The 6,498-nt window shown below is 49.9% G+C and carries 6 protein-coding genes; 4 read left to right on the top strand and 2 right to left on the bottom strand.

Annotated elements, in window-relative coordinates:
• Positions 1 to 246 precede the first annotated feature (246 nt).
• The 4 genes from ACWP87_RS13505 to ACWP87_RS13490 all read left to right on the top strand — a co-directional run bounded on the left by ACWP87_RS13505 (position 247) and on the right by ACWP87_RS13490 (position 4,844).
• On the top strand, positions 247 to 3,069 hold the full coding sequence (locus ACWP87_RS13505; protein ID WP_003587111.1) for a cation-translocating P-type ATPase: 2,823 nt from the start codon (positions 247 to 249) through the stop codon (positions 3,067 to 3,069).
• Between the two features lie 59 nt (positions 3,070 to 3,128).
• Positions 3,129 to 3,392, top strand: a complete 264-nt coding sequence (locus tag ACWP87_RS13500) for a hypothetical protein (RefSeq protein ID WP_003582045.1) — start codon at positions 3,129 to 3,131, stop codon at positions 3,390 to 3,392.
• A gap of 51 nt (positions 3,393 to 3,443) precedes the next feature.
• Positions 3,444 to 3,791 carry a helix-turn-helix domain-containing protein gene (locus tag ACWP87_RS13495; RefSeq protein WP_101495030.1) on the top strand — a complete coding sequence of 116 codons (348 nt, stop codon included), beginning with the start codon at positions 3,444 to 3,446 and terminating at the stop codon, positions 3,789 to 3,791.
• A gap of 204 nt (positions 3,792 to 3,995) precedes the next feature.
• Entirely contained in the window at positions 3,996 to 4,844 is an 849-nt protein-coding gene (locus ACWP87_RS13490; protein ID WP_014569097.1) for an IS3 family transposase, read from the top strand.
• A 333-nt stretch (positions 4,845 to 5,177) separates the two neighbouring features.
• Here the strand turns inward: ACWP87_RS13490 and ACWP87_RS13485 are convergent, their stop codons facing one another.
• Entirely contained in the window at positions 5,178 to 6,005 is an 828-nt protein-coding gene (locus ACWP87_RS13485) for an IS3 family transposase (protein WP_258423003.1), read from the bottom strand.
• A gap of 17 nt (positions 6,006 to 6,022) precedes the next feature.
• Positions 6,023 to 6,274: an IS3 family transposase gene (locus ACWP87_RS13480; RefSeq protein ID WP_014569095.1), complete on the bottom strand. Its 252-nt coding sequence runs from the start codon at positions 6,272 to 6,274 to the stop codon at positions 6,023 to 6,025.
• Positions 6,275 to 6,498: the final 224 nt, after the last annotated feature.

Here is a 6,498-nt window from a genome sequence, read left to right as displayed (position 1 = left end):
AAAATTAGGCCCGAGACCGTACTGTGGCTCGGACCGGCCGCACAGCAGGCCGCGCGCCCCAAGCGGAGCCCACCGCCCACGCCACCGGCGGCCCGGGCCAAATCTTTTGACAGCAACATTAGGTATCCTTTAAACTAGTAATAAAAGGTAACTAATTCAAAAAATTCGGTTGGGCGGTGCTCAAGAAAGCTTTCTCGGGGAGGAAAGCGATTCTTGGGTGCGGCCTTTTCTTATTGGAGGAAACTTATGACCCCTTACAACGAACACAAAGCAGATGTCCTAAAGCGCTTGGCCACCAGCCGGCAAAGCGGCCTCACCAGTGAAGAAGCACAGGCCCGGCTCACCCAGCATGGCCCCAACGCCTTGGCCGCCAGCAAGCCCCTACCAGCCTGGCGCCAGTTTTTGGCCACCTTGAAAGAACCCTTGGTGATTATTTTATTCATCGCCGTGCTATTGGCCTGGGCCAGCGCCGGCTATGACTTCTTCGTGCGCCACGACCCCAGCCATGGTATGGCGGCAGTGTATGAAAGCATTGCGATTCTGCTGCTGATTTTCGTTAATGCCGGCCTCTCCTTCTGGCAAGCCAAAAGCGCACAAAAATCCCTGGACGCCCTGAAGGTGATGGCGGATCACCACGCCAAGGTCCTGCGCGATGGCGACTGGCTGACGGTGCCAGCCACCGAGCTGGTGCCTGGCGATATTGTCAGTGTCAAAACCGGCGACTTCATCGAAGCCGACGTTCGCTGGCTCCATGTCGCCGAGCTGCAAACCAACGAAGCCCACCTCACCGGCGAAGCGGAACCTGTGCAAAAACAAACCCACGCATTGGGCGCTGACGTGCAAATCGGTGACCGCACCAACATGGGCTTTTCTGGTGCGACAGTGACGCATGGTAACGGCCTCGGGGTGGTGGTTGCGACCGGCATGCAAACCGAGCTGGGCAAAATCGCCACCTTGCTGGATCAAGTCAAGGACAAAAAGACCCCGATTGAACGCACCATTGCGCGCCTGACCACCAAACTGATGATGGTGGCGATGGTGATTGTGGCGTTCACGTTGCTGGTGGAGCTCTTGAAAGCCTATCAGCAAACTGGCAGTCTCTCCTTCGCTGCGCTGGCCGAATCCCTCTCTACGGCGATTGCCTTGGCGGTGGCCGCGATTCCCGATGCGCTACCGGCGGTGCTGTCAATTGTGCTCACGATTGGGGCCACGATGCTGGCCAAAAACAACGGTCTGATCAAGTCCCTGAACAGTGTGGAAACCCTAGGGGCCACCAGCTACATTGCCTCAGATAAAACTGGTACCTTGACCAAAAATGAAATGACTGTCACCCGGTTTTATGCCAATGGCGCCAGTTATGTGGTGGAAGGCGACGGCTATGAACCAGTAGGCGAAATCATCCCTGATGACGAAGCCGACACCCCCGGATTTTCGCGCTTCATGATGGCCGCTGTCCTGAATAACGAAGCGGCGATTCAAACCGACGACGAAGGCCGCAGCCGCCCGTATGGCAACCCCACCGACGTAGCGCTGGTAGTGATGGGCCACAAATTTGGTATCGATCGCGATACGATTTTGAGCAAAGACCAGGCGCTGGACATCGACATCATTCGCGAACTGCCGTTTGACAGCGACCGTAAAATGATGAGTGTCGTCATTAAAGATGGCGACCAGTATCAGGTGCTGACTAAAGGTGCGCCAGACGTGATTTTAGCCAAAACTGATGCCATTCTGGACCACGACCAACTCGTAACATTGCCAGCTGGTCAAACTGCGGTAGAAGCGCAGGTCAACCGCTTTGCCGAACAGGCGCTGCGGACGCTGGCGGTGACGCTGCGTGACATCGACGAGGACCTGGCGTTGCATGGTAGCACCGCTGAGCTTGAGCAGCACCTGACCTTACTAGGCATTGCCGGCATCATTGACCCGCCGCGGCCGGAAGTGCGCCAAAGTGTGACCACCTTGCACCAAGCCGGTATTCAGGTCGTGATGATCACCGGCGATCACGCAGTCACCGCCCGCGCGATTGCCTTAAAGCTGGGCATTGTCACCGACCCTAGCGCCCGGGTAGTGGAAGGCAAGCAGCTGGAAGCCATGACCGATGAAGATTTGTTCCGGCTCGCGCCAAGCATCCGCGTATATGCCCGGGTGTCGCCGGAACACAAGCAGCGCATCGTGCGCGCCTTGCAGCGGCATGGCGAAACCGTGGCCATGACTGGTGATGGCATCAATGACGCGCCAGCCTTACGCGCTGCTGACATTGGCATTGCCATGGGCATTAATGGCACCGAAGTCACCAAAGACGCCGCAGATCTGATTTTACTGGATGATAAATTCACCACCATCGAGCGCAGTGTCCGCGCCGGCCGCACCATTTTTGGCAATATCAAAAACTTTATGCGGCATGAGTTAACCACCAATGTCGCCGAGGTGTTGGCGCTGCTGTTCGGCGTGCTACTGATGACGCAACCCGTCGGCCAAGTGGCGGCCACCACCCCAACATTAACGGCGCTGATGGTGCTGTGGGTGAACATGATTTCCGATGCTTTACCGAGCTTTGCCCTCGGCTATGATGTGCCAGAAGCCGACCTCATGAACCAGCCGCCGCGCAATGTGAAACAATCCATTTTGCATGGCATGCTCGGGCGCATCTTCCTGCGCGGCATTGTGATGGGTGGGCTCGTGTATGTCGCCTTCATCTGGGCTGCCAGTCAAGGCATGAGCGGCGCAGAAGCGCAAACCCTCGCCTTTTTGACCCTGGTGTTTGGCCAGCTGTGGCATGTGTTCGACGCGCGTAGCACCCGCACTTTGTTCGCCCGCAACCCGTTTGAAAACCATCAGTTGCTGCTGGCAGTGGCTTTCGCGGCGGTGGCTTCATTACTTGTCACCATCATGCCGTTCTTCAACGAAGTGATGGGGACCGCGCCACTTTCTAGCACGCTGTATGCTGCGGTAGTCTTCATCCCGGCGCTACCGACCCTCATTTTGTCTGGAATCAAAGAACTGTGGCTGCGTTGGCATCGCCCGCCGGTAGCCCCAGAGCGCCAGGCCGCGCCAGAGCATGATTAAAGATTGTTTTTTCGGGCCAGATTGCCTACAATCGGGGTAACCATATCGAGGTGAGCCAGTTGAATGTTTATCATGCGCTGAAAATGATTCAGATCGAGCACCAGCCCCTCAATCATCGCCAGGTCGTGATCACCGATGAAAACGGCAAGCCGCTTTCGCAGCTGACCGATCTACTAAGTGATTGTCTCAGTAAAATCGACCTTTTCGTTGATTTGCCCAGCACCGACACGGCCAGCGATGTCATCGATGACCTGCATTTACTGACGCCCTTGCCGAATGACGTGCTGGACGAATACCAAAAAGTCCTCGATCAGCCGATTTGAAGTGCCCTACAATTATTAGACAAGAAGTCTAACGATTGTGGGGCATTTCTTGTGACCAAATATAGTAACGAATTAAAGGCAAAAGTGGTTTCTGAATACTTGAAAGGCGGTATTGGTTACAGAGAGCTCAGCGTTCGATATGGTATTCCTTCGCGCGCTAATATTCGAACCTGGGTCAATCAAGCTAGGACGCACGGTATCGAGTCTTTGAAGGTCAAACACAACAAGACTACGTATTCGCAGACCTTTAAAATTACTGTGGTAGAGTATGTGCATACACATCAAGTAAGCAGAGTTCGAGCTGCCGCGCATTTCGGTATCTCTCCCAGCCAAGTCAACTCTCAGTTGGATTCGTATCGTAAAGGACCAAGGAGTTACCGGTTTACGTGCGCAGCGTAAAGGAAGACCGCCTATGGGTAAGCACAAGCAAATCAAACCAATCAAGAAGCTCGAGCCAACGCAAGAGGAGAAGTATAAGTAAGAAATTCTGGAGCTTAAAAGCAAGCTGCACGAAGCTGAATTGGACCGTGATATTTTAAAAGCACTCGCGACTCTGACGAAGAATTCACCGAAGCACTCTCTACGAAAGTAAAGGCTGGCATCGTGACTTCGTTAAGGTCGCAATACGATCTCAATGAGCTGCTTAAGTCCCTCCACTTACCTCGAGCGACTTATTACGATCGGCTTAGGCGTGATAAGAAGCCTGATAAGTATGCCGAGGTCAAAGCCTTCATCAAGAAGTGTTTTTTCGGTTCGAAAGAGACTTATGGGTATCGTCGAATTCACGATGAAGCAGACAAAGTCGGCTTCCACTATGCCGAGGAAACAATTAGACGCCTAATGAGTGATATGGGATTGAAATGTGTGATTTACTCTAAACATACTTCCAAATATCACTCCTACAAAGGTCACGTTGGTCTCATTGCACCTAACATCTTGAATCAGAAGTTTGAAACCACACAGCCACTCACAGTGTTCCATACCGATGTGACCCAGGTACGGCTGTACAACGGCGAGTGGGGCTATATCTCGTCAATCACAGATGAAGCCAGCCGTGAAGTGATCGCGGCTATTGTCAGTGCTTCTCCCAATAAGGCTTTGATTCAAGCGTCACTTGATGAATTAGAGCATCACCTTAAAGAAGGCATCAAACCAACTCTTCACTCTGATCAAGGGTGGCAATATCAAATGGTGGACTACCAGCAATGTCTCAAGGCTATGAACATTATACAGAGCATGTCTCGTAAAGGTAACTGTCACGATAATGCGCCCATCGAAAGCTTCTTCAACCTCCTAAAACGTGAGTGCTTGAATCGGTATCAGATCAACACGCTCTCAGATCTGCGCAAGCTGGTGAACGGTTACGTGGATTGGTTTAACAATGTCAGAATTTCGAGAAACAAAAATGGCTTGACCCCAGTTGAGTACCGGGAACAAGCCATGATTGCTTAATTCAAAATCTAAATTGTCTAACTTTTCTATTGCACTTCAATTAAAATGGTCTTTTTTGCAAACCCACTTTTTTAAACAGCTAATCTTTTCCCTCTTAATAAACTATTTGAAACGAACAAAAATGGAAACTCTTTGTTTCCTAAAACTATTGCAGCCGGACTGGATTGAAGTCAATATTTGAGACAGATTTTAAGAGACATTCAGAACCGCGTTTACCTTCCACAGCTCAAATAAATCATTAATCGCGATTAATAACTTATTTGAACCCTGGAAAGCATTAAATCAGGCGGCCATTTGGCTCGTAAGTGTTGCAATTTCAACTTGTAAGGGGGTCTAGTAGCCCAGTGAACTATGAATTCTCTTCCTATTGTAGAAAGCATGCACATATTCAAAAAGGACGGCAGCGGCAGTTTCATAATCTTCAAAGACCGGCACTGGATAAACACATTCCTTTTTGAGGGAAGCGTGAAAGGATTCCATTGGCGCATTATCATACGGACAACCCTTACGGCTGTATGAGTGGCGGATATGTAGTTCAGTTAAACGTTGATTGTAATTATCGCTGGTATACTGTGATCCTAAATCCGTATGGATAATCAGGTCCCCAGTAATGGTTCGATTTTTAACCGCGCTTTCAAGGGTCTTTAAGACTAAATCAGTAGCCATCTTTTTTGAGAACGAATAGCCGATAATCCGTCGTGAGTGCAGGTCCATGATGGTTGATAAGTAGCACCAGCCATTACGCTTCGTTTGAATATAGGTCATATCAGCGGTCCATTTTTGATTTAAACCAGTGGTCGAGAAATCCTGCTTAAGCAAGTTGGGACGCTGTTCAACCTTGGTTTTGGAAGCCGAAGCCGCTTTCCACTTATTGACGGTAACGGAGTGGATATCCAGTTCCTTCATGAGCCGGGAAATCCGTCGTGGACTGCACCGAAGCTGCAGTGGTTGAAGTTCCAGATTCAATTCATGGTGGATCTTCATAACACCGTATCGCTGCTTAAATTCCGCAAAGATCCGCATAATCCGTTGTTTCAAGTCCGCATCTTCGGCCCGGCGTTTTGAAGGTTTGGGGGATCGATAACGATAATACTGAGCTCTGGAAACACCGAGGATTCGGCACATCTTGGTTACCTGGTGGTGATGGCTTTCTTGGTGAATGTAATCAAAGATATTGGTTACTTCTGCGCAAGGAAGTCCAGGGCTTTTTTTAGGATTTCGTTCTCCTCAGACAGCGAAGCCAGTCGCTTTTCCATCGCTTTGATTTCGTCTGGCGATTTACCGGATTGAGTTTTGTCCTGGCCCTGGATCCACTTATGAACTGTTGAATAGCCAATGCCATATTCTCTGGCCAGTTGGGCAGCTGATTCGCCTTGCTTATATAGGTTGATAATGTTTTTTTTGAATTCTTTGTCGTAACGAGTTGGCATGTAAAAATTCCTTCCTTTTGAGAGACGATTTATTCATTATACCCTCTCTTAAAAGTTGTCTCAGGAATCAGCTTACATCCATAATATGGAATTGCTCTTTAATGGTCTAATCATGTAGAGAACCCAATACCCAATTATTGATTAATTGTTCAACGTACCAATTTGTTGATTTGTTTGAATTTGGAATCACTTTATACATGTGTCAACATACGCTAGTTGTATAC

Source organism: Lacticaseibacillus sp. 22 (assembly GCF_055413445.1).
Note: the sequence above shows the minus strand (reverse complement) of the source record. Positions and strands in the feature narration are given on the sequence as shown.

What these genes read in the sequence shown, in the direction of transcription:
- ACWP87_RS13480 (WP_014569095.1), bottom strand. Translation starts at nt 6,274, where the DNA reads ATGCCAACTCGTTACGACAAAGAATTCAAAAAAAACATTATCAACCTA.
- ACWP87_RS13505 (WP_003587111.1), top strand. Translation starts at nt 247, where the DNA reads ATGACCCCTTACAACGAACACAAAGCAGATGTCCTAAAGCGCTTGGCC.